Below are 21,616 nucleotides of genomic sequence, written 5' to 3' on the forward strand. Positions count from 1 at the left end.
GCTTCCACGGTTTAACCGGGCGGCATGGGAAAACGAATCGTTCCGCCGGAAGAACCGGCCGAAATTCACGAGGTGCCGCTGCGTGAGGCGCTGGAAGAGCGCTATCTCGCCTATGCGCTCTCCACCATCATGCACCGCGCGCTGCCTGATGCGCGCGACGGCCTGAAGCCGGTACACCGGCGCATCCTCTACGGCATGCGCCTGCTCAGGCTCGACCCCGGAACCGCCTTCAAGAAATCCGCCAAGATCGTCGGCGACGTGATGGGCTCGTTCCATCCGCATGGCGACCAGGCCATCTACGACGCCATGGTGCGCCTCGCGCAGGATTTCTCCTCGCGCTACCCGCTGGTCGACGGCCAGGGCAATTTTGGCAATATCGACGGCGATAATCCCGCCGCCTACCGCTACACCGAAGCGCGCATGACCGACGTCGCGCGGCTTCTGCTCGAGGGCATCGACGAGGACGGCGTCGAGTTCCGCGCCAACTACGATGGCCAGTCGAAGGAGCCGGTCGTGCTGCCCGGCGGCTTCCCGAACCTGCTCGCCAACGGCGCGCAGGGCATCGCGGTCGGCATGGCGACCTCGATCCCGCCGCACAACGCCGCCGAGCTGTGTGAGGCCGCGCTGCATCTGATCGAGAAGCCCGACGCCAAGTCCAAGGCGCTGATGAAATGGGTCAAGGGGCCCGATTTCCCGACGGGTGGCATCTGCGTCGATTCCAAGCAGGCGATTGCCGAGGCCTACACCACCGGCCGCGGCTCGTTCCGTGTCCGCGCCAGGTGGCAGCAGGAAGAGGGCGCCCGCGGCACCTGGGTCGTTGTCGTCACCGAGATCCCCTTCCTGGTGCAGAAGTCGCGCATGGTCGAGAAGATCGCCGAACTGCTCGACCAGAAGAAGCTGCCGCTGGTTGGCGAGGTCCGCGACGAATCCGCCGAGGACGTTCGTCTCATCATCGAGCCGAAGTCGAAGAACGTCGATCCGGCGCTGATGATGGAATCGCTGTTCCGGCTGACCGAGCTCGAAAACAAGATTCCGCTGAACCTCAACGTGCTGATCAAGGGCCGCATCCCCAAGGTGGTGGGGCTCGCGGAGTGCCTGCGCGAATGGCTCGACCATCTGCGCGACGTGCTGATCCGCCGCTCCAATTTCCGCAAGGGCGAGATCGAACATCGGCTCGAAGTCCTCGGCGGCCATCTGGTCGCGTATCTGAACCTCGACAAGGTGATCAAGATCATCCGCACCGAGGACGAGCCGAAGCCTGCCTTGATCAAGGCTTTCAAGCTCACCGAGATCCAGGCGGAAGCCATCCTCAACATGCGTTTGCGCAATCTGCGCAGACTCGAGGAAATGGAGATCCGCAACGAGGACAGGGATCTTCGCAAGGAGCTGAAGGGGATCGAGGGCCTGCTCGCCTCCGAGCCCGAGCAGTGGAAGAAGGTTGCCGAGCAGGTCGGCAAGGTCCGCGACATGTTCGGACCGAAGACGCCGCTCGGCAAGCGCCGCACCACCTTCGCCGACGCGCCCGAGCACGATCTCGCTGCGATGGAGGAAGCCCTCGTCGAGCGCGAGCCGGTGACGGTCGTCGTCTCCGACAAGGGCTGGATCCGCACCATGAAGGGGCATGTCGAGGATCTCTCGGGGCTCGCCTTCAAGCAGGACGACAAGCTCGGCATCGCGTTCTTCGCGGAGACGACATCGAAGCTGCTGCTGTTTGCGACCAACGGAAAATTCTTCTCGATCGACGTGGCGAAGCTTCCGGGCGGCCGCGGCCACGGCGAGCCGATTCGCCAGTTCATCGATCTCGAGCCGGAGGCCGCGCCGGTCACGTTGTTCGTCAACAAGGGCGGACGCAAATTCCTGGTCGCGAGCCATGAGGGCCAGGGTTTTGTCGTCAACGAGGACGATTGCGTCGGCACGACCAAGAAGGGCAAGCAGGTCCTCAACGTCGACATGCCGAACGAGGCGCGCGCGGTCACCGAGGTGCTCGGCGACACGGTCGCTGTCATCGGCGAGAACCGCAAGATGCTGATCTTCCCGCTCGACCAGGTGCCGGAGATGGCGCGCGGTCGCGGCGTGCGCCTGCAGAAGTATAAGGACGGCGGTCTGTCCGACGTCACTGTCTTCGAGGCCAAGGCAGGTCTGACCTGGAAGGACTCTGCGGGGCGCGAATTCTCCGCGACCACCAAGGAGCTCGCCGAGTGGCAAGGCACCCGCGCCGACGCCGGCCGCCTGCCACCGAAGGGATTCCCGAAATCGAACAAGTTCGGCAAAGTGATCGGGTAGGGCGGCTCTCATGTCCTGATGGGCAGCAATGCTCCTGCATTGCTGCATCGGCGTGGGCGGTCTGATACCGTCTGGCATGCCGGTCTCTGGGATCTTTGAGAAGTAACGCGATGTACGATGTCATTGTGGTCGGCGGCGGCTCCGCCGGCGCCGCGGTCGCGGCAAGGCTCTCCGAGGATCCGGCACGGCGTGTCCTGCTGCTCGAAGCCGGCCTGGACTGGCGCGCTGATGAAGCGCCTTGGGAGGTGCGGACGCCCAATCCCATCCCGATCATCCACAAGCGCGAGTATCAGGAGAAATGGCAGTGGCCTGATCTCCTGACGCGCCGTGTCGCAGGACAGGAGCCGCGCTTCTACTGGCGCGGCAAGGGGCTCGGCGGCTCGTCGATGATGAACGGCCAGATCGCGATCCGCGGTGTTGCGGACGCATTCGACGAATGGGCCGCCAAGGGCTGCGCCGGCTGGTCGGCGAAGGAGATCATGTCGCTGTTCTCCGTGATCGAGGACGATCTGGAGTTCGGTGCCGTTGCAGGCCACGGAAGCGGCGGACCGTTGCCGGTCTATCGCGCGCCTCCCGCAAAATGGGGGCCGATCGATCGCGGCTTGCGCGATGCCGCGCTCGCGAGTGGCTATCCCTGGTGCGCCGATCTCAACGGTCCGGACGGCGAGGGCGTCGCTTGCTATCCCATCAACAGCCGCGACGGTCGCCGCATCACCACCAACGAAGGCTATCTCGAGCCCGCGCGTGGTCGCGCCAATCTGGAGATCCGGGGCAAGACGCTTGTCGATCGCGTGCTGATCAGCGACGGCCGGGCGACCGGTCTTCGCATTCACGCTGAGGGGCAGGGCACGAGCGAGATCAGCGCGCGGCAGATCGTGCTGTGCGCCGGCGCAATCCACAGTCCGGCGATCCTGCTGCGCTCGGGCATCGGGCCGGCTGAAGACCTGAAGGCGATGGGGATAGCTGTCGCGCGCGATTTGCCGGTCGGTCGTCACTTCTTCGATCATCCACTGTTTCGCGCCACGATCCAGCTCCGCGAAAACCTGCGGCCGACCGACCCGGACACGCGCCACACCAATTGCTGCGTGACTTATTCTTCGGGCCTCGCCAACGGCGGCAAGCGCGACATGATCCTGATCGCGTTCAACCATCGCGGCATCGGTGCGCCTGGCGCGATCGGCGCCGGTCTGTTCAACGCCTATTCGCGCGGCACGCTCAAGCTCGCTTCCACCGATCCGTCCGTCGATCCGATCGTCGAGGAGAACATGCTCGCCGATCCCCGCGACATGCTGCGCATGATGGATGCGGTGAGGCGGCTCGCCGTGATCACGTCCCAGCCGGCGCTATCAGGAATCGCCGACTGGATCCGGTTCACCGACACCGATCTGACATTGCCGCAGGCGGCTCACCTGCCGGATCACGAACTCGATGCGCTGCTGCGGCGTGAGACCGGCGACATCCAGCATGCCGCCGGCAGCTGTCGCATGAGCGGTGTCGACGACGCCGATGGCGTGGTGAATCCCGATGGCACCGTGAAAGGCATCTTGGGCCTACGCGTGGCCGACGCCTCGATCATGCCGTCGGATTGCCGTGCCAACACCCACTTCACCACGGTGGTGATTGGCGAGGCCATCGCGCGGTTGATGATGCGGTAGGGCCACAATGACGGCGTCATGCCACGGCTCGACCGGGGCATCCAGTACGCCGCGGCTTCTTTCCTCAACCACGGTCGTCTCAGAGTGTTCTGTCGTGCCCGTGGCCCCTTCATCGCGATTGGGCTTACGGTCCTATTCAATCGTTGCATTCACGGTCATGACCGATCTGCCTGAGCCGTACGGACCTTTTCCTTCGCCGTAGATGGCAAACGTATCGTTGCCCTTGTATCCGGACGCCGCGGTGTACCTGAACGTCGTTACATTGAGCTGTCTGAGCGTCCCGTGCGCAGGCTTCTGGGAAACGCCCGAGTTGTGCATCGCTCCCGGAATTCGCATCGGGAAATTGCACGTCTGCCCTGATCTGATCACGAAGTAGGCCGTCATGTCGACGCCAAACACCGAGGGATCACCGGTGACCCGGCAGTCGGAGACGGCGAAAGCCGAAACTGGCAGCAGGCTCAAGGCAGCTGCAATTGCAAGTGACCGCATGTTCGTCTCCTGCGAAGATGAGGGGCATCACGCAGTCGATCTCGCAGCATTCGGATCACCATTGATTTGAATCAACATCTCGATCGGGTCGACGAAGCGGTTGAGTTGCGATGACCGTTGTTGGGCCCATTGCTACCGAAAGCTTGGTCGCGAATATGCTGATTCAACGGTGAGGATCAGACGTCTTCGCACCAGGCCGATCTGACGAGAGCTCGCTTCGCAGCGTTGGGCGTTGAACCGATCGATTAGTTAAAGCGGCGGTTTCCAGACTGACCGCAGTTTCGCTCGCAATATCCATGTTCGGCTTCGCCGCGCCGGCGCAAGGACAGGACAGCAACAGTCCTCCGAGATCGAAGGCCAATTGAGATTTGCTCAAACGCCAACCGAGGTGGCAACTCCGTGCGAAGGTCGCCCCAGTTGGCGGCCTCGTTCATTATGGCGATGCTGCTCTCTGGGGCCGACTGCGAAGTGGGGGCTCGCCGCGTCGAGCCCCCGAAATCTGGCGGACGGCAATCCTTGAACGCGGCGCTTGTCAAACATTGCCGCGCTTCAAAAAGAACTGGTGGTCGCGGCCCGCCGTATCGCGAGGTCGCGGCCAGCCAATCCGCAAACAGCCAATTCTCCTTTTTGGTTCAGTCGGGTACGCGTGATCTTCAACCGCGGCCCATGAGCGAAATTCATCAGTTCTTGACACCCGCGATTATTCGCGAGAAAATAATTTAAATATTAATAATCAGAAGCATTCCTTTGCGAGATGACTCACGGATTTCCGTGCCAGTTTCGAGACCTCCATTAGTGTTGCAGCTATTGCATGAAGGGGATTGGGAATGAAGAAGAGATTATTGGCGGTCTCGCTGCTTGCTCTTACGACCTTCCAGGTTTCTCAAGCGCGTGCGTCCCAGGTTCAAATCGATCTCAGTTCCCAGGTAAACGCCGATCTGGTGACTTATAGTGGCGGGACCAACTATCCTGCGGGCGGCACATCGCTGACGATTGGTGCGGCCACGTTCAGTCTTGCGAGCTATCCCGGTGGAAACCACCTAGGCGCCGTGCAAACGTTGGGACAAGACAATCTGCCCACCTCATTCGTTTTTGGCGGGCTGAACATCACTGGCGTGCAGACGATCTACAGCCTCGTCAACTCCGCCTTCGGCGCGAATGGTGCGACCACCGGCCAATTCATCTTCACCGGCAGCGGGGGCACATTCACCTTCAACCTTACCGAAGGGGTCAATATTCGCGACCACTTCAACGATGGCTTCATCAATACCGCGACGAATTTGTATGGATCCGCCTACTACGGAGCCAGCAACCAGGACCGATTGGACGCTCAGCAATTCAACGTCTCCGGAATTGGTACGCTGACCAAGGTTGAGTTTGACTATGTTGGAAATGGCGTATGGGGGAATGGAGAACCATTCCTGGCTGCCCTTACGACCGATACGGTTGGAGCAGTCCCCGAACCGTCCACCTGGGCGATGCTGCTTCTTGGCTTCTGCAGCTTAGGCTTCCTCGCCCATCGCGGCAGGAGACGCATGGCGCTGACCGCAGACTAATTTGGGCCGTCGCCTGATCGACCGCGGGGCTGCGTTCGCACGCTCTTCTCTCCTGTCGGCGAGCACAGCTGACACCGCCGTGCTCCGGCAGTCATGAGTTGTTGGCTAGATCACACCCGCCAGCCGCAGCACCACGCCGGCGGCGCAGCTGCCGGCAAGCACGGTCAACATGCCGAGCTTGAACCGGAAGATCGCGGTTGCCGCCGCGATCGATAGCACGAGCGCCGGCACATCGACGCTCGCCAGCACGGGCCTGTCAAAATCCAGCGGGAAGGCGTGCACCGGCACTGTCTCGCGGAACAGCGTGTGCAGCGCGAACCAGATCGAGAGGTTGAGGATCACGCCGACCACGGCGGCGGTGATCGCACCCAGCGCGCCGGCGAGCCCGGTGTTGCCGCGCAGGCGCTCGATGTAGGGAGCGCCGACGAAGATCCAGAGGAAGCAGGGCGTGAACGTGACCCAGGTCGCGAGCAAGCCGCCGAGCATTGCCGCCAACATCGGCGACAGGCCGCTCGGGTCGCGATAGGCGGCCATGAAGCCCACGAACTGCAGCACCATGATCAGCGGGCCCGGCGTGGTCTCGGCCATGCCGAGGCCGTCGAGCATCTCGTGCGGTTTCAGCCAGTGATAATGCTCGACAGCCTGCTGGGCGACGTAGGCCAGCACGGCATAGGCCCCGCCGAAAGTGACCAGCGCCATCTTCGAGAAGAACAGCGCGATCTGGCTGAACACATTGGCCTGGCCGAACGCCAGAAGCAGCACGATCACCGGTACCAGCCATAGCGCGAGCCAGAGCGCACCGGTGCGGATCGCGCGCGCGGCGTTGGGGCGGACATGGTAAGGCACGGCTTCGCCGAGCATGTTGTCGATGGCGGCGCCATTGCCACCGTGGCCATGACCAGCTGGCGCGAATTCCGGACGTCCGGCGCGCGCGCCGGCATAGCCGATCAGGCCGGCGGCGATGATGATGATCGGGAAGGGGACCGCGAAGAAGAAGATTGCGACGAAGGCGATCGCCGCGAGCGCGATCATGATGCGGTTCTTCAGCGCGCGCTTGCCGACGCGGAACACGGCCTCGATGACGATGGCGAGCACCGCGGCCTTCAATCCGAAGAACAGCGCCTCGACAAAGCTGACATTGCCGTAAGCCGCGTAGATGTAGCTGAGCCCCATGATGGCGATGATGCCGGGCAGGATGAACAGCCCGCCCGCCATCAGCCCGCCGGCGGTGCGGTGCATCAGCCAGCCGATATAGGTCGCGAGCTGCTGCGCCTCCGGTCCCGGCAGGAGCATGCAGTAGTTCAGCGCATGCAGGAAACGGCCTTCGGAAATCCAGTTCTTCTCCTCGACCAGGATGCGGTGCATCACCGCGATCTGGCCCGCGGGCCCGCCGAAGCTGAGGCAGGCGACGCGCAGCCAGACGCGGAAAGCTTCGTTGAAGCTGATGCCGTGACCGGCATCAGCTCCCGTTTGTTTGGCGCGGATATCCATTACGCCTTTGCCTTGTTGGTCGGCCAGTTGTGCGTCTCACCCGTGGCGTCGCGGCACCAGCGGTAGAAGGCGTCGTAGAGCAACATGCCGGCCTCGAGCTGTTCGAGGTCGTCATCGTACATGCGCGACAGCCCGAGGGACGCCGCGAGCAGGCCGGGTGCCTCCGGTGCGAGGTCGGGCCTTGCAGTGTCGGCGCCGCGCACCAGCGTGGCCAGCCGCAACAGCGCCGGCGTCGCGATCCCGAACTCCTCGACCATGACGTCGAAGGTGCAGAGTTCGCCGCGGTGACTCCAGAACACGTTCTCGATGTCGAAGGCGGCCGCGCCAAAGCGTTCGCCGACGGCAACCACCTCGGATGGCGCGACAAACAAGAACACCGCGTTGGGATCGACGAAGCGGCGGATCAGCCAGGGGCAGGCGATGCGGTCGACCTTGGGCCGCGCCCGTGTCACCCAGATCGTGCGTCCTTTGGCATCGCGCGGCGGCAGTTTTCGCGTGTCGACCAGCGGCAGCTTGGCCGCCTTCCAGCCCTCGAAGCCGCCTTCCAGCGTTTCGGCCTCGGCGCCGAACTGGCGGAGCCAGGCCGCCGTGCCCTGCGCGAGTTTCTCGCCGCGGAAGCACGAGACGATGGCCCGGCGACCGGCGAAGCCGGCGCCCCATTCCGCAACGGTCTCGTGGCTGAGCTTGATCGAGCCCGGGATCAGCCGCCGGTCGGCGGCAAAATCCTCGTCCGTGCGGACGTCGATCAGGACGGGAGCATTGGCCGTGCCGATCAGGCGCGCCAATTTGTCAGATGATATGGTCGTGAACGTTGACATGATGCGTCCTCGCATAAATCAAACGGGACGCGATACTTGGGCATGTCGCCTCGTGGGGAGATCGCTCAAATCCCCATGGCGCTAATTACACCGAAACCACGCCGCGCTGTCAATCATCGGTTTCATGGGCATTGAATGTTAGGAAGATATGCTGCTGCGGCCTAGAGTCGGCGAAAGCGGAATTCTGCACCGGGACCGGGGTTGATCCTCGGTCGCAGCAGGAAGGCGCTGCCAGGAGGGACCAAGGATGACGCCCAAGATCATGCCGAAGATGATGCCCAAGATCATGCCGAAGATCATGCCGAAGCTCACGTTCGCCCTCGCCATCGCCGCTCTCGCGCTGTCCGCCCAATCGGCATCCGCGCAGAAGCCGGGGGTCGAAAAACTCTACATTCTCAATTGCGGCGAGGGCGTTGCCGGCGACATCTCGCGCTGGTCGCCAGGGGTGAATGAAGGCAAGTCGATGGACTTCGTCGACACCTGCTATCTCATCAAGCACAGCCAGGGCTGGTTCCTGTGGGACACCGGCATTCCCGACGCCGTAGCATCGATGCCGAACGGGTTGGCGCCGGCTGATCCCAAGGCCGTCACTTGGCGGCGTCCGAAAACGCTCGCCGCGCAGCTCGAGCAGATCGGCGTGAAGCCGGCCGACATCAAGGCGATGGCCGTCTCGCACACCCATCCCGATCACATCGGCAATGTCGAGATGTTCCCGCAGGCGACGCTCTATGTACAGAAGGCGGAATATGACTGGCCGGGTGCCAACAATGAGCCGCGCTTCAAGCCCTCGCATCCGGTCGAGTTGCTCGCGGGCGACAAGGATGTGTTCGGCGACGGCAGCCTCACCATCCTCTCGACTCCCGGTCATACGCCGGGACACCAGTCGCTGATGGTGAAACTGCCGAAGACCGGCGTGGTGGTGCTGTCCGGCGATGCCGTTCACTTCAAGGACAATTGGGACAACCGCCGCGTTCCCAGCATGAACGCCAACAAGGAGCTGACCGCGGCCTCGATGCAGAAGATCGCCGACACGCTCGACAAGGAAAAGGCGCAGCTCTGGATCAACCACGACAAGGCGCAGCGCGACACCCAGAAGATGTCGCCGGAGTTCTACGACTAGCTTTGGTGAGACCCCTGTTGCCACCATGGTGGCAGCAGGGATGCGGTAGGCGCCTCCAAATCTCCGGGACGGGAGGCGAAACGTGGAGTGGCTCGGGGTCGCGATCGCTCTGGCGTCGAGCAGCATCGGTGGCACCGCCGCGGCGATCACCCGTTATCTCGTCGTCGGTGCCGATCCGGTCATGCTTGCGATCCTGCGCTGGGGAATCGGATTCCTCTGCCTGCTGCCGTGCGCGTTGCTGCTTCGCGTAAGCTGGCCGCAACGGTCGGACTGGCCGGCGGTGATGGCCCTCGGCATCTGCTTCTTCGGCCTGTTCTTCATCCTCTACAACATCGCGATCTCCTATACGACTGCGGCGCGAGCGAGCCTCGCGCTGGCAACGCTGCCGCTTCACACCATGGTCGTCGGTGCGATCCTCGGCGTCGAGCGGCTGACGGCGCGCAAGATCGCCGGTGTCGGCATTGCCGTGCTCGGGGTTGCCGCCGCATTGGCGGCGGGCCTGGCGCAGAGCCCGCCTGGGGCCTGGCGTGGCGAGCTGATCATGACCGGCGCAGTGTTCTGCATGGCCTTCTACAACGTGCTGTCGCGGCCGCTGATGCAGCGCTCCAGCGCGCTCGGCTTTCTCACGGTCGGGATGGGTGCGGGCGCCGTGGCGCTGATGCTCGTGGGTGTGACGAAGGGCAGCTTCGCCGCGCTCGCGCAGTTCACGGTGGCGCAATGGATCGCGGGTGCCTATCTCGGCGCCGGTGGCGGCGCGCTCGCTTTCATTCTGTGGGTGATGGCGCTGCAGCGCGCCACGCCGACCCGCGTCGCCAACACCATGACGGTCAACCCGATCGCGGCCACCTTGCTGGCCGCGCTGCTGATCGGCGAGCCGATCACGCCCAATCTCCTGATCGGGCTGCTCGCCGTGTTCGCAGGAATTTGGATCGCGACCAGCCAGCCGAAGCCGGCCTGATCGAGCCATCGCGCGACGAGGTACCGACCGCCCAACAATTCGGCAGAGGAGCCGATGGCGGCTCCGCACCGCGACGCGTCAGGTTGACACTCCCGAAAATCGCGCAGAGGATGCAGGCTGCTCTTGTTACATTTGAAGACCAAGATGCATTCGACGTCGCAAGATCAGCGATCGTCGTCGGCGCAATATTTATCTTCGCGAGCAGGCGCGGTGCGCAACCATCAACGTTCAACCGGACCGACGGTCATTCTCGATTCACAAAGCACATTTCGACCCATTGGCTAGTTGAGCAATCCGCCCACCGATCCGACCTCCTGACGACTGGCCGCCGCCCTCGTTCATTTCAACGAAGGCTCAAATCAATGGAGATTTGAAATGTATTCCGTTCGCATTGCCAAATTCGCGGTCACGCTCCTTCTGTTTACAATTGCTCTGGCCGCACAGGCCCACGCTCAGAACAACAAGCAAATCATCTCAGGCACATTTTACGAGGATCGAGCTACCAATGCGGCCAATTCAACCCTCTTATTTCTGACGTTTCTGCAATCCCCCGCAAACAAGTATTTGAACATCACAAATGTTTCCTGCCGCATTTTTACTGGTTCGCAGCAAGTTCTGGAGGACGTAACGCTATTTGTCGGGACCACGTCGGGGAATGATGACCTTGGCAGAGACTATTCCGTACGGGGAAACGTCTCGCCGCAAACACTGACCAACGCTTCCTTCTACTCCATCGTCACCAACCAGATCTATTACAAGATGGGACCCGGCCGCTTCCCCACGGTACGAATCGACGCAGGCGTGGCAACCAATATTCAAGTTATTATCGAGGCGTCCTGCGTCTTAGTTGGAAACCTCACGGACAACTAAGCCGTTGACCGCGTTCTCCATGAAGTCGTGCCCGCTCGACCGGGCGGGACGATCCGGAAGCGGTGGTCTTTCGCATTCGAGATGATAGGACCGTCGGTGAGGCAGGCCCATCAGCCCCGCGGCGCCGTGACCGTCGGCACGCCTGTGTCCGGCGTCTTCTTCGGCTTCAGCGTGCCGGCATAGAACGAGAGCAGCCACACCAGGAGGACGGCGAGGAGATAGACGCCCCAGGCCTGCGGCGGCGTCATGGCCCAGCGCAGGAGGCCTTTGAACGTGCGGGGCGGCGGGCTGTTGTTGTCGCTCATGGCCCGCTTGTGCGCGAAAGCCGCAAGCCCGTCAATCCGGCCGCTTCCCTGCGCGGATCAGGAACAAGGCGGCCAGCGCCGACAGGCTGAGCGCGGACGAGACCATCAGCACCTTGGTGCCCATGACGTCGATCAGCAGGCCGAACGCCAGCGGCGCTATCGCCTGCGCCATCCGCGCCGGCGCGCCGATGATGCCGAGGCGATAGCCGAAATCCTTCGGACCGAAGATCGCGAGCGGCAGCGTCCCTCGGGCAATGGTCAGGATGCCGTTGCCGGAGCCGTGCAGCAGCGCAAAGGCGCTCGCCGCGGGCGCGCCGAAGATGGCGACGACGGCCGCTCCGATCGGGTGGGTGAGGCAGGCAAGCCGCGTCGACCATAGCGGATGGAAGCGGCTGAGCAGGCTCGCTTCGAGAATCCGCGCGACCACCTGCGCGGGGCCGATCAGGGCGCCGGCCGCGATCGCCTCGACATGCGTCGCGCCCATGGTTTCCAGGATGCGCGGGAAATGCACGGCCATGGCGCCGGTGACGGTCCAGACTGCGGCAAAGACAAAGGCGAGCAGGATCATGGTGCGGTCGAGTGGCACGTGCGGCTTCTCGGCCGTTGCCGCCGCCTGCTTCGCGCCCTTGATCGCCGGCAGCATGAAGAAGTTGAGGGGCAGGCCGATCAGGATGTTCGCCGCAGCCCAGGCGAAACACGTGTAGCGCCAGCCGATATGGGACAGCCCCCACGCGGTGAGCGGCCAGCCGACGGTCGAGGCAAAGCCCGCCATCAGCGTGATGCCGGTGATGGACCTGCGGGCCTCGGTGCCATAGATGCGGCCGAGCGCGGCGAAGGCGGCATCATAGAGTCCCATCGCCATGCCGATGCCGAGCACGAGCCAGGCAAATGCCATCACTGCGACCGATTGCGAGAAGCCGAGCAGGACGAGGCCGGCAGCAATGGTGATGTTCGAGGCCGACAGCACCTGGCGCCCGCCGACAAGATCGATCTGCCGGCCGATGCGCGGCCCTAGCATCGCGGAGATCACCAGCGAGGCCGAGAACGCGCCAAAGATCCAGTTGGAGGAGACGCCGAGGTCGTGCGCCATCGGATCGGCGAGCAGGGCCGGCAAGTAATAGCTGGAGGCCCAGGCCAGGGTCTGCGTCGTACCCAGCGCAACAATAATCGGAAGCTGGCGCTGGCTCATGTCCCCGTATTTCTGATCGGCGGTGTCATCATCTGCATTTGCGGCCCGAGGCGCGCGCGCGTCAACAGCGTGCACGACATATTCGACCTGCTGCGGGCGGGAGCCTTCGCGGCGCGACGTCTTCGCGTGGCCTTTCGCTCGTCACGAATGCACGCCATAATAGCGCATGCAATTAACCTCCCGTCTCGCACTGATGAACTGGCTGGCCGGCCAAGGGCTCACCGGCCTTCCCGAACCCGACCTGCTGCGCGGCTTCTGCGAGCGCTGCCGCGCCGACGGCCTGGAACTCTCGCGCGGCCTCGTCGTCATCGACACGCTGCATCCGATCTACGAGGGCCGGGCCTTCCGCTGGAGCGATACGCCGAGCAACGAGAGCGACGTCATCGAGTACGGCTCGACGGCGGAGGGCGACGCGGCCAAAAACTGGCGCCGCTCGGTATTTTATCATTTGCTCGAGCATGGCCACGACGAGATGGTGATCGACCTCGCCGACGCGCCCTCGCTCGATTTCTCGCAGATCGGCGACCTCGCCGAAACCGGTCACCGCCACTTCCTGGCCTTCGTGCACCGCTTCGGCGAGACCGGAGCGCTCGGGCAGATGGATTGCCTCTACTCCTACTGGACCACGCGACGCGACGACGGCTTTACCGAAGCCGAGCTTGCCGCGCTGCGCGATCTCGTGCCGGTGCTGGGCCTCGCGATCAAGTCGGCGCAGCAGGTCGACATTGTCCGGACGCTGGGGCGCGTCTATCTCGGGCGCGACGCGTCGGAGCAGGTGCTGCGCGGGCGTATCTCGCGCGGCGTCACCGAGCGCATCAATGCCGTGCTCTGGTACTCGGATCTGCGTGGCTCGACCGGGATCAGCGAGAGCATCGGCCCCGACGAGATCATCCCGTTTCTCAACGACTATGCCCAGGCCGTGATCGACGCGATCCACGATGCCGGCGGCGACGTGCTGAAGCTGATCGGGGACGGCGTGCTTGCGATGTTCACAGGCGAAGACATGGCGGACGCGCGCCGCGCCGCGCTGCGCGCCGAGCATCTGTTCCGCAAGAATGTCGCGGCGCTGAATACACGGCGCGCGGCGGAGGGCCGTCCGACGACGTCGGCCTATATCGGCCTGCATGTCGGTGAGGTCCTTTACGGCAATATCGGCAGCGAGGACCGGCTCGATTTCACCGTGGTGGGGCCGACCGTCAACGAGGTCAGCCGCATCGCCTCGATGAGCCGCTCGGTCGATCGCGAGCTGCTGGCGTCGGCGGAATTCTACAAGGGCCTGGACGCCTCCGGCCGCCGCTATCTCGTCTCCACCGGCCGCTACGCGCTGCGCGGCATCGGCCGCGCGCAGGATCTCTACACGCTCGATCCCGAAGTTGATTCGAGCGAGCCGGTGACGGGCAGCTACGAGCGGTACCTGGCGAACTAGCCCGACTACCTTCACAGCGTCGTCCTGGCTTTTGCCAGGACGACGCCAGAGGAGCTAGCACCGCGCCGACGCTTCGTCTCCCACCATGGCCGGCTGCCGGTCCAGCGCCACCGCCGGCGACAGCCAGATCACCAGCGCCTGCAGGCCAAAGACGGCTGCTGCGAGATAGAGGCACGCTTCCGCGCTCCAGATGCCGCCGACGATCGCGCCCAGTGCCGAGCCGAGCGGGCGGGCGCCGTAGCTCATGATGTTGATGGCGGAGACACGCCCGAGCAGGCGCGGCGGCGTCACCGACTGGCGCAAGGTCGTGGTCGAGATCACCCACAGGATCGGCCCGACGCCGAGCAGGAAGAAGCTCAAGGCGGCCAACCAGGGCGAAGGGACCAGCACCGTCAGCGCCATCACGACCGCGGCGACGAAGCCCGTGACCGGGCCGAGGCCGACCACGGTGCCGAACGCAATCCGCTGCATCACGCGCGTGGCGAACAGCGCGCCGATCACCATGCCGACGCCGTACATCGTCAGCACCGTGCCGACGCCGGCGGCGGTCAAGCCGAGATGCCGGACGGCGTAAGGCACGAACACCGCGATCTGCAGGAACCAGCCGGTGTTGAAGATGAATTGCGTGATGAACACCGGCCGCAGCAGCGGGTGCTGAAACACGAAGGCCGCGCCTTCGCGGATGTCCTGGAAGGGATGGCGGCGCGGCGACGGCGCCCGCGCGGGTTCGTAGATGCCGGAGAGCAAGACCACAGCGATCGCCGAGAGCGCGGCGGCAAAGCCGAAGGCGGGGCTCGCGCCCCACCATCCGACCAGTGCACCACCGAGCGCGGGACCGCTGGCGAAGGCAATGGTGCGGGCAAGCTCGATTCGGGCATTGGCCGCGGGCAGGAGCTCCGCGCCGACCAGCGACGGCACCAAGGCCGGTGCAGCCACGCTGTAGACGACGGTGCCGCAGACGGCGGCAAAGCCGAGCAGCGCCAATAGCGGCAGATTGAGCGCGCCGAGCGCGAGCAGGAGGACGACGCTCGCCAGCGCCACCGCACGGAGCGCCTCGGCACCTGCCATCAGCGAGCGGCGCGAGATGCGGTCCGCAAGCAGGCCGGCCGGAATGGCGAACAGGACGAAGGGCAGGGTGAGGGCGGTCTGGAGCAGGCCGGTCTGGCCCTCGGCCACACCCAGCGTCAGCACGGCGACGATCGGGGCTGCGGCCAGCGCGATCTGCTCGGCCGATTGCGCGGCGAGGTTGGACCAGGCGAGGCGGTTGAAGGTGTCGGGGAGGCGGGGCGGATTTGACATGGCTCATTTCCTGCAAAGTCGGATTGGCGCCAGTATCCGCCCCCGACGCCGGCCAAACCCACCCGCTTCCCGACAGGGTCGGGCAAACCCGTGGCGCTGGCGGGAACCAATGCGGCTAGATGCAGTTGCAAATGAGTTGCAATAAGCCTCGACTTCGGTATTCTGACCGCATGGATGCCCGATCACCCGATCTGACCCAGGACCTGACTCAAGATGCTGCCGGCTGGCGCACCGACGCGCCGGCCACCAAGAGCCTCGCCGAGGTGAATGCCACCGTCGCCATCCCGACGGCGGGGGTGTGGTGGCGGCGGCTGCTGGCCTTCGTCGGTCCGGGCTACATGGTTTCGGTCGGCTACATGGATCCCGGCAACTGGGCGACCGACCTCGCCGGCGGATCCAAGTTCGGCTACACGCTGCTCTCGGTCATCCTGCTCTCGAATTTGATGGCGATCCTGCTGCAGTCGCTGGCGGCGCGGCTCGGCATCGTCACCGATCGCGACCTCGCGCAGGCCTGCCGCGCGAGCTATTCGCCGGCGGTGAATTTCCTGCTCTGGCTCGCTTGCGAGGCGGCGATCATCGCCTGCGACCTCGCCGAGGTCATCGGCACCGCGATCGCGCTGAAATTGCTGTTTGGCATTCCCCTGGTCGGCGGCGCTCTGATCGCAGCTCTCGATGCATTCCTGCTGCTCGTCCTGATGAACCGCGGCTTCCGTTTCCTCGAAGCCTTCGTCATGGCACTGCTCGCGGTGATCGCGGTGTGCTTCGCGGTCCAGATCGCCGCCGCCGCGCCGCCGGTCGCCGAGGTGCTGCGCGGCTTCGCGCCGAAGAGCGAGATCTTCACCAACTCCGAGATGCTCTACATCGCGATCGGCATCATCGGCGCGACCGTGATGCCGCATAATCTCTATCTGCATTCCTCGATCGTGCAGACGCGCGCCTATGCGCGCAACGACGAGGGCCGCCGCGAAGCGATCAAATGGGCGACGACGGATTCCACCGTCGCGCTGATGCTGGCGCTGTTCATCAATGCCGCGATCCTCGTCGTGGCGGCAGCAACCTTTCACACGAGCGGCCATTCCGACGTCGCCGAGATTGGCCAGGCCTTCGAGCTGCTCTCGCCGCTGCTGGGCCTCGGCATCGCCTCGACGCTGTTCGCGGTGGCGCTGCTCGCCTCAGGCCTCAACTCGACGGTGACGGCGACGCTCGCCGGCCAGATCGTGATGGAGGGGTTTCTCGATCTGCGTTTGCCGAGCTGGGCGCGCCGCCTGCTCACGCGCGGCATTGCCATCATTCCGGTGATCGTCGTCACCGCGATCTATGGCGAGCGCGGCACGGCGGATTTGCTGGTGTTCAGCCAGGTCGTGCTGTCGATGCAGCTTCCGTTCGCCGTCATTCCGCTGGTCCGCTTCGTCTCTGACCGCCGCAAGATGGGCCAGTTCACGATACCGTCCTACGTCGCTGCCATCGCGTGGATCGTGGCGGGCGTGATCGTGGTTTTGAACGTGAAGCTGCTGGTGGATACGCTGTTCGGGTGAGTGTCCGCCAAACACACTGCTGTCGTCGCCCGGCTTGACCGCGACCCAGTATTCCAGAGAAGGTTGTGACTGAACCGAGAAGCCGCAGCGTACCGGATGCCCTGGTCAAGCCGGGGCATGACAGAGAGCGTGTGCGCGTCAGCTAGTCCTGCGGCTCGGACGTCGCATCGCCCTGTGCGTCGATGCGCAGCCAGCCTGAGGGGGCGAGGCGCTGTTGCGGCAGGAAGCGGGCCTTGTAGTCCATCTTCTTGGAGCCCTCGATCCAGTAGCCGAGATAGACGTAGGGCAGGCCCTGGCGCCGCGCGCGGGCGATGTGGTCGAGGATCATGAAGGTGCCCATCGAGCGGCCGACCTGGCTCGGCTCGAAGAACGAATAGACCATCGACAGGCCGTCGCTGAGCACGTCGGTCAACGCCACCGCGATCAGCTCCTCGCCGCGGCCGGTAAGGCCGCTGTCGGGACCGCGCTTGCGGTATTCGATGATGCGCGTCTCGACATGGCTGTCCTCGACCATCATGGCGTAGTCGAGCACGGTCATGTCGGCCATGCCGCCATGACGGTGGCGGGCGTCGAGATAGGCGCGGAACACCGAATATTGCTCGGAGGTCGGCACCGCGCTGCGCTGCTCGCCGATGATGTCGGCGTTGCGCGCCATCACCTTGCGGAAGTTGCGGGAGGGACGGAACTCGTTGGCGACCACGCGGACCGAGACGCAGGCCCGGCACTGGTCGCAGGCCGGACGGTAGGCGATCGACTGGCTGCGGCGGAACCCGCCATGGGTCAGGAGGTCGTTGAGATCGCCGGCGCGGTCACCCACGAGGTGCGTGAACACCTTGCGCTCATGCCGGCCCGGCAGGTACGGGCAGGGGGACGGCGCCGTGAGGTAAAATTGGGGGGTGTCGCGCGAGTGCTGGGTCAAGGGACGTCGTGGGCCTCCGAAGTGAGTATCAGCATCGCGCTACGAAGGCCCCCGGTCAATCGGTCTGCGGTGTCGGTCAGATCACTCAGCTTAGCGCATCCGGGTTAGTAGGTCCTTGCCGTCTGCGGCACGGGCGCCCGAACGGAATTGTTGATCACGACCGTGCCGAGCACGAAGTCGTGCAACAGCCGACGGCGGCCATTGAACAAACCGACCAGCACCACGAAGGGCGACAGGAACGAGACCGTCACCCAGAACAGCACGGCATGGGTGGCGCCGAGGACAAAGTAGCCGGGGGCGCCGTACCAGGTCCGCAGCTCCAGATCCATCACCCGCATCCCGATCGTCGCGGAGGAGGGACCGCCGATGCAGGCGCCGTAATAGACGATCGCCCAGATCACGGAGGCCGGCCAAGCCAGCCAGAATAGCGCCCAGCCGATGCCGAGCGTGACCACGCCGAACAGGGCGATGAAGATGTAGCCGAGGATGACGGGCACGGAGATCACGACCATGTCGATCAGGAACGCGAACGCCCGCCGCGTCGCGACGCCGCGAAACAGTTCCGGATGCAGGTAGGGATCGTAGGCGTGCGGCTGCGCGCCGCCGTCGTTGCGCCAGGCGTTGCCCGAATCCGAATACGACATGTCCGCTCTCCCAGGGAAAACTCCGCAAGGCAGGACATGGGAACAGCCTTTTCCCCTGCCAAGGGTGCGCGGGCGTCAACAAGCCGAAATATTCCGGCGATTCGGGGGCGGGGGAGGGCGCGATGTTGGCGCTACAAGCACCGGTGTCGTCCCGGCGCAGGTGGTCACCCCTGTGCGCGCAGCTTCTCCGCCGCCTTCGGCGCAAAATAGCTGAGCACGCCATCCGCGCCGGCGCGCTTGAAGGCGAGCAGGCTCTCCATCATGGCGCGGTCGCCGTCGAGCCAGCCGTTGCCCGCGGCGGCCGCGATCATCGCGTACTCGCCGGAGACCTGGTAGGCGAAAGTCGGCATCGCAAACGTATCCTTCACGCGGCGGACCACGTCGAGATAGGGCATGCCAGGCTTCACCATCACCATGTCGGCGCCCTCAGCGATGTCGAGCTCGACCTCGCGCAGCGCCTCGTCGGTGTTGGCGCTGTCCATCTGATAGGTGCGCTTGTCGCCCGTGAGCGTCTTGGCCGAGCCGATCGCGTCACGGAACGGGCCGTAAAAGGCCGAGGCGTACTTTGCGGCATAAGCCATGATTTGCACGTCGAGGAGGCCAGTGCGGTCCAGCGCCTCGCGGATCGCGGCGACGCGGCCGTCCATCATGTCGGAGGGCGCGATGATGTCGCAGCCGGCTTCGGCCTGCACCAGCGCCTGGCGCACCAGCACGGCGACCGTCTCGTCGTTCAGGATCTTGCCGTCGGAGATCAGGCCGTCATGGCCGTGGCTGGTGAAGGGATCGAGCGCGACGTCGCAGAGAAGGCCGATCTCGGGAAACTCCTTCTTGATCGCGCGCACCGCCTGGCAGACCAGATTGTTCGGGTTGGTCGCTTCCGAGCCCTCCTCGTCGCGCAGGGACGGGTCGGTGTAGGGAAACAAGGCGATGCAGGGGATCGTCAGCTTCATCGCGCGCTCGGCCTCGCGCACGGCCTGATCGACGCTGAGGCGTTCGACGCCCGGCATCGAGGCGACCTGCTCGCGCTTGTTGTTGCCGTCGATCAGGAACAGCGGCCAGATCAGGTCGTCGGTGGTGAGCACGTTCTCGCGCACCATGCGCCGGGCCCATTCGGCCTTGCGGTTGCGGCGCGGGCGGACGGTCAGATCGAGGGCATGGGGCACTGCGGCACCAGCTCCGCGCGCGACCTCGCGCAATTCGATCGGACGTCCGTATTTGATCGCCATTACTCTTCTCCCGGCTGGAATTATTCTTATACCAGCTCGCATGGTTCCCGTCACGGCGGCTTGACCTCCCGCAAGGTGATGGCAGCCGATTGATTTTGATGGGCGAAACAGCGAGAAGGGGGCCATGTCCGAGATCTCCACCCGCGATGCGGCCCGCGACAGCGCCAATACCAGGGATGCCGTCAGAGACAGCGCCCGCGACAGCGCAATGTCGGTGGCGGCGATCTCGTCGGAAAGGCCTGAGTCCGACGACAATGTCTGGACGCGGCGGCTGGTGCTGTTCCTGCGCGTGATGGCACTGCTGTCGATCCTCAAGGGCCTCTATCACTGGGCGCAGGTCACGGGCTTCGTCGGCGGCGAGGACGAGGCGTTCGAAAACCAGTCGATGGCCTGGCAGGCCTCGACCATCTATTTCGCCGTGATCGAGCTCGTCGCCGCCGTCGGCCTGTGGCTCGCCACGCCCTGGGGCGCGGTGGTGTGGCTGACGACCGTGGTCTCGATGGCGGTGATCGAGCTGATGTTCCCGGGCATCTACGGCGGCAGCCTTGTCGTGGTCGGCGTCGAGGCCTTCATGCTCGCCGCTTATCTGGCGCTCGCCTGGATGGCGGCGCGCGAACGGCCGCCGTAGCAGCCGTCGGGGCGCTGACGTTTCAACGCACGCTCTCTCGTGCCCCGGACGCAATGCAGCGCGCCGCACTTGCGGCGTGATGCGTTGCAGAGCCGGGGCCCATCTCTCCTTGATCTCGCTTTTGGCTCTGGGTCCCGGATCTTCGCTGCGCTCGTCCGGGACACGAGCGTTGCTCGTGGTTGACCGTTGGTTTCGTAAAATTCGAGGTAACTTTTCATTGACCTCGCGATATCCGCCACAGCTCTTACGCGTGCGTTTCGAAACGGGGCGGGGCTGTTCTGGAATGCGACAACCGGCTCGGACGGAGGGTGAACAGGACCTTGCCACGGTCAACAGACGGTTGCGAAAAGTGCTTGTGGCACAGGCTTAATGCGCAATTCACTGTCTTAAATTCATGATCTCTTTATTCTCTTATTTAAGCCGATCTTCAAACGAGCCCCTTAAGTTGCACCTATCAGACGGGACACAAGTTTCGTCGAATAAGTGTCGATAAAAACGACAACAGGGGAAGTGTCATGATGAAAGCCGTCGCAACTGCGGCAGATACCGCAGAGCGCGTTTCGGGCCCGCAGGGTTCGGTTCAGTCGCTCTATCTGGAAGCATTGACTCTGGTGGAGCGGCTGCATCGCCGGCTCCTCGACGTGATCAAGGACGAGTTCGATCGTCGTGGCCGCGCCGACATCAATTCCGTGCAGGCGCTCCTGCTCTATAACATCGGCGACAAGGAGCTGACCGCGGGCGAGCTGCGCACGCGCGGCTACTATCTCGGCTCCAACGTCTCCTACAATTTGAAGAAGCTCGTCGAGCTCGGCTTCCTCGACCATCAGCGCTCGCGGGTTGACCGCCGCTCGGTGCGCATCCGCCTGACGCCGCAGGGCCAGGAAGTCCGCCGCATCGTCGACTCTCTCTACCAGAAGCACGTCAAGACGGTGGAGCAGGTCGGCGGCATCTCCGGCGAGGAGTTCTCGACCCTCAACAAGTCGCTGCACCGCCTCGAGCGGTTCTGGACCGACCAGATCCTGTATCGGCTCTGAGTCTTAGAAGGGATAAGCCAAGCCGGCCCACAACAAGACCGGCGGCCTTTCCCGAACGTGCCTGACTTCCCCAATCGCGCCGGTTCCGGCTTGCCCCGGAACCGGCGCGTTTTGCTGTTCTTTCGCGCTTGCGAAAAAATCTACCGCGGAGGGAACCGGTCCCTCGCGTCG

At 64.3% G+C, this 21,616-nt stretch carries 19 protein-coding genes; 10 read left to right on the forward strand and 9 right to left on the reverse strand.

Annotated elements, in window-relative coordinates; all coding sequences use genetic code 11:
- Positions 1-24 precede the first annotated feature (24 nt).
- Both parC and JQ587_RS04000 read left to right on the forward strand, forming a co-directional pair.
- Entirely contained in the window at positions 25-2,283 is a 2,259-nt protein-coding gene (gene parC / locus JQ587_RS03995) for a DNA topoisomerase IV subunit A (protein ID WP_212301048.1), read from the forward strand.
- Positions 2,284-2,393: 110 nt separating this feature from the next.
- Positions 2,394-3,938, forward strand: coding sequence for a GMC family oxidoreductase (locus tag JQ587_RS04000; RefSeq protein ID WP_212424471.1), 1,545 nt, complete (start codon positions 2,394-2,396; stop codon positions 3,936-3,938).
- Between the two features lie 132 nt (positions 3,939-4,070).
- Here JQ587_RS04000 and JQ587_RS04005 read toward each other — a convergent pair whose 3' ends face one another.
- Positions 4,071-4,427 (reverse strand): hypothetical protein, encoded by a 357-nt coding sequence (locus JQ587_RS04005; protein ID WP_249154168.1) that lies wholly within the window; start codon positions 4,425-4,427, stop codon positions 4,071-4,073.
- Between the two features lie 827 nt (positions 4,428-5,254).
- Between JQ587_RS04005 and JQ587_RS04010 the strand changes: the two genes are divergently transcribed.
- A complete protein-coding gene (locus JQ587_RS04010; RefSeq protein ID WP_212424472.1) occupies positions 5,255-5,983 on the forward strand; it encodes a PEP-CTERM sorting domain-containing protein in 729 nt (242 codons plus the stop codon).
- A 105-nt stretch (positions 5,984-6,088) separates the two neighbouring features.
- Here JQ587_RS04010 and chrA read toward each other — a convergent pair whose 3' ends face one another.
- On the reverse strand, positions 6,089-7,474 hold the full coding sequence (gene chrA / locus JQ587_RS04015; protein WP_212424473.1) for a chromate efflux transporter: 1,386 nt from the start codon (positions 7,472-7,474) through the stop codon (positions 6,089-6,091).
- Complete coding sequence (locus JQ587_RS04020; RefSeq protein WP_212424474.1) at positions 7,474-8,292, reverse strand: chromate resistance protein ChrB domain-containing protein; 819 nt, start codon at positions 8,290-8,292, stop codon at positions 7,474-7,476. The genes chrA and JQ587_RS04020 overlap by 1 nt, the downstream gene beginning before the upstream one ends.
- 298 nt (positions 8,293-8,590) lie before the next feature.
- Between JQ587_RS04020 and JQ587_RS04025 the strand changes: the two genes are divergently transcribed.
- From JQ587_RS04025 to JQ587_RS04035, 3 genes are all read left to right on the forward strand, one after another.
- Positions 8,591-9,412: an N-acyl homoserine lactonase family protein gene (locus JQ587_RS04025; RefSeq protein WP_433995262.1), complete on the forward strand. Its 822-nt coding sequence runs from the start codon at positions 8,591-8,593 to the stop codon at positions 9,410-9,412.
- Positions 9,413-9,494: 82 nt separating this feature from the next.
- Complete coding sequence (locus JQ587_RS04030) at positions 9,495-10,370, forward strand: DMT family transporter (protein WP_212301044.1); 876 nt, start codon at positions 9,495-9,497, stop codon at positions 10,368-10,370.
- 375 nt (positions 10,371-10,745) lie between these two features.
- Positions 10,746-11,240, forward strand: a complete 495-nt coding sequence (locus JQ587_RS04035) for a hypothetical protein (protein WP_212424475.1) — start codon at positions 10,746-10,748, stop codon at positions 11,238-11,240.
- A gap of 110 nt (positions 11,241-11,350) precedes the next feature.
- Here JQ587_RS04035 and JQ587_RS04040 read toward each other — a convergent pair whose 3' ends face one another.
- Both JQ587_RS04040 and JQ587_RS04045 read right to left on the reverse strand, forming a co-directional pair.
- Positions 11,351-11,545 carry a hypothetical protein gene (locus JQ587_RS04040; protein WP_212424476.1) on the reverse strand — a complete coding sequence of 65 codons (195 nt, stop codon included), beginning with the start codon at positions 11,543-11,545 and terminating at the stop codon, positions 11,351-11,353.
- 31 nt (positions 11,546-11,576) lie between these two features.
- Positions 11,577-12,734, reverse strand: coding sequence for an MFS transporter (locus tag JQ587_RS04045; protein ID WP_212424477.1), 1,158 nt, complete (start codon positions 12,732-12,734; stop codon positions 11,577-11,579).
- A gap of 166 nt (positions 12,735-12,900) precedes the next feature.
- Here JQ587_RS04045 and JQ587_RS04050 point away from each other — a divergent pair, with 166 nt between their 5' ends.
- Positions 12,901-14,160 (forward strand): adenylate/guanylate cyclase domain-containing protein, encoded by a 1,260-nt coding sequence (locus tag JQ587_RS04050; protein WP_212301041.1) that lies wholly within the window; start codon positions 12,901-12,903, stop codon positions 14,158-14,160.
- 54 nt (positions 14,161-14,214) lie between these two features.
- Here the strand turns inward: JQ587_RS04050 and JQ587_RS04055 are convergent, their stop codons facing one another.
- Complete coding sequence (locus JQ587_RS04055) at positions 14,215-15,459, reverse strand: MFS transporter (RefSeq protein WP_212424478.1); 1,245 nt, start codon at positions 15,457-15,459, stop codon at positions 14,215-14,217.
- A 170-nt stretch (positions 15,460-15,629) separates the two neighbouring features.
- On the opposite strand from JQ587_RS04055, the gene JQ587_RS04060 reads away from it, so the two are divergent.
- Positions 15,630-16,994, forward strand: coding sequence for an Nramp family divalent metal transporter (locus JQ587_RS04060; RefSeq protein ID WP_212424479.1), 1,365 nt, complete (start codon positions 15,630-15,632; stop codon positions 16,992-16,994).
- A gap of 142 nt (positions 16,995-17,136) precedes the next feature.
- Here JQ587_RS04060 and JQ587_RS04065 read toward each other — a convergent pair whose 3' ends face one another.
- The 3 genes from JQ587_RS04065 to hemB form a co-directional block, all read right to left on the reverse strand.
- Complete coding sequence (locus JQ587_RS04065; protein WP_212301038.1) at positions 17,137-17,913, reverse strand: arginyltransferase; 777 nt, start codon at positions 17,911-17,913, stop codon at positions 17,137-17,139.
- Between the two features lie 104 nt (positions 17,914-18,017).
- Positions 18,018-18,557, reverse strand: coding sequence for an RDD family protein (locus JQ587_RS04070; RefSeq protein WP_212301037.1), 540 nt, complete (start codon positions 18,555-18,557; stop codon positions 18,018-18,020).
- A 164-nt stretch (positions 18,558-18,721) separates the two neighbouring features.
- The gene (gene hemB, locus JQ587_RS04075; RefSeq protein WP_212301036.1) at positions 18,722-19,783 is read right to left on the reverse strand and encodes a porphobilinogen synthase; all 1,062 of its coding nucleotides are present in this window, start codon (positions 19,781-19,783) and stop codon (positions 18,722-18,724) included.
- A gap of 124 nt (positions 19,784-19,907) precedes the next feature.
- Between hemB and JQ587_RS04080 the strand changes: the two genes are divergently transcribed.
- Both JQ587_RS04080 and ldtR read left to right on the forward strand, forming a co-directional pair.
- Positions 19,908-20,411 (forward strand): DUF6163 family protein, encoded by a 504-nt coding sequence (locus tag JQ587_RS04080; protein WP_212301035.1) that lies wholly within the window; start codon positions 19,908-19,910, stop codon positions 20,409-20,411.
- Positions 20,412-20,926: 515 nt separating this feature from the next.
- The gene (gene ldtR / locus JQ587_RS04085) at positions 20,927-21,445 is read left to right on the forward strand and encodes a transcriptional regulator LdtR (RefSeq protein ID WP_027529973.1); all 519 of its coding nucleotides are present in this window, start codon (positions 20,927-20,929) and stop codon (positions 21,443-21,445) included.
- Positions 21,446-21,616: the final 171 nt, after the last annotated feature.

The organism is Bradyrhizobium manausense (assembly GCF_018130615.1).
GTDB classification, from domain to species: Bacteria; Pseudomonadota; Alphaproteobacteria; order Rhizobiales; family Xanthobacteraceae; genus Bradyrhizobium; species Bradyrhizobium manausense_A.